The sequence below is a fragment of the Nocardia sp. NPDC004722 genome, assembly GCF_053601505.1.
Genome location: NZ_JBSGBY010000992.1, coordinates 1 through 1861 on the forward strand (window position 1 = coordinate 1; position 1861 = coordinate 1861).

Annotated in this window: 2 protein-coding genes and 1 pseudogene; 1 reads left to right on the forward strand and 2 read right to left on the reverse strand. The window is 70.8% G+C overall.

What is annotated here, in order from left to right; translation table 11 throughout:
- Positions 1–463: CGNR zinc finger domain-containing protein (locus tag ACWELQ_RS44970; RefSeq protein ID WP_452403068.1), on the forward strand; the 463-nt coding region annotated here is incomplete at its 5' end.
- A 137-nt stretch (positions 464–600) separates the two neighbouring features.
- On the opposite strand, the gene ACWELQ_RS44975 is transcribed toward ACWELQ_RS44970, so the two are convergent.
- Together ACWELQ_RS44975 and ACWELQ_RS44980 are read right to left on the reverse strand one after the other, a co-directional pair.
- Entirely contained in the window at positions 601–1434 is an 834-nt protein-coding gene (locus tag ACWELQ_RS44975; RefSeq protein WP_452403069.1) for a hypothetical protein, read from the reverse strand.
- A gap of 59 nt (positions 1435–1493) precedes the next feature.
- A pseudogene (locus tag ACWELQ_RS44980) lies at positions 1494–1861 on the reverse strand (TetR/AcrR family transcriptional regulator); the annotation flags it as partial.

The window sequence follows — 1861 nt, forward strand, 5'->3', positions numbered from 1 at the left end:
TCCCCGCGAGCGACTCGCGGAGCCCGACCGGCTCGAACTCTGGTTGCGCGCCGCAGGACTCGACGTGCCGGGTGTCTCACCCGCCGAGCTCCGGGGCGCACTCGCGTTGCGGGAAGCCATCTATCGTGCCGGGCTGGCCGTCGCCCGCGACCGCAAACCCGATCCGACCGACGCGGCGATCCTGAACCGGGCCGCCGTCGCGGGGCAGCCGACGCCCGCACTCGACAACGGCCGCGCGGTCTGGCGCTTGCGCGAAGAAGCACCGGTAGACGACGCGCTCGCAGTTCTTGCCGCCGATGCCATCCAAGTCATCGGCGGCCCCGATCGCAGCCGGATCAAAGCCTGCGAAGGACCCGGCTGCGCAGGACTTTTCCTCGATACCAGTCGAGGCGCGAATCGTCGCTGGTGCTCGATGAACACGTGCGGCAACAAGGTCAAGAAGGCCCGGCTCGCCGACAGGTAGCCCGGCCGTTAACGCCCCGGCCCGTCGCCCGCGATCTTGAATCGGCGACGGCGCGCGCTTCCTCGCGTCCCGCCCGGTTGCCACGCCGAGGCAGTCAAGGCGGCCCCCGACCCGCCTCCTCCTCGGCGTGGCGACCTTCATCGGGCACGGGTCCAGAATTGGGCGGTGTCGGTGAGGTTCCACCAGGAAACGTAGTGGGGCGAAGCAGGTTTCAGAGTCCAACCGGACGCGAGGGCGTCGAAGAAGGGGGCGTCGGCCGTCTTGCCGCCGGGTTGCTCACCGATGTAGACGAGGCGGGTGCCGCCCGCGCGGGTGTAGTCGGCGAGTGCCGTCGAGGCCATGCGGTCACCCCAGCCGGGTGGCCAGCACAGCAGGAGCACGTGGTCGTCGCGGCCCGCGTCGGCGGCGGCTCGGGCGGTATCTCCACGCACGGGATACCAGAGGTCGCGTTGGCCTGAACTGGCTGGGAAGGACGGGTTCTCGGTGAGCCCCGGGGGTTCGGCGTCGAAAGCGTGGACCGTCAGCCCGGCACGAGCCAGCTGCGCGGCCCAATAACCGCGCCCGGCACCGATTTCCGTGACGGGACGACCGGCACAGACGTCGGCCAGCCACTCGATCGTGGCGGGCGCGGGGATCGCGTAGGCGTAGGCGGACTGCAGAATCGTCTGGGCGAAGGCGAGTCTCGGGCTGCCCGCGACCCGGCCGCCGTCGACCACCCGGCGTCCGGCGACCTCGGACACCGACGGCGCGACGATATCCCAGTAGGGGTTGTCCGACGATCCACCGGTCAGATAGTGCACCAACCGCAGATCGAACGCGGAGTCGGCGCGCTCGTCACCGGTACCGGGCAGACGCGAGGCGGTGCCGAGATACTCCGCGACCCTGGGGAATTCGGTGCGCAGACGGGTTTCGTCACCGAGCAGCCCGGCCAGTTCGGCCCGGCGATCCGAGGTGAGCGCGAGATCCGTCATCCGACCGATTCTGCCGCCGCCGCACCGATTCCCGGAGCGTGTCGCCCGAAATCCGTTGTCTAGAGGCGCAGACCGTCGACGAGGGCGAGCACCGCGGGTTCGGTCTGCTGGCGGGCGGCTTCCGGGTCGTCGGCATTGGCGATGAACATGGCGGCCTCGCCGAGCGCCGAGAGGATCAGCAGCGACAGCGGGCGGATGTCGAGATCGCCGCGCAGGGCGCCGGCCTGGATCCCCGCCTGCAAGCCCGCCACGACCAGGCCGAGGCCGTACTTCTCGTCGACCTCGCGCCACTCCTGCCAGCCGAGCACCGACGGCGCGTCGATGAGGGCGATGCGGACGCGTTCGGGGTCGACGCAGGAGAGCAGGAAGTTGTGCAGCCCGGCCTCCAGACCGGCCATGGCGTCGGTGGGCGGGGCCTGCGCCATGG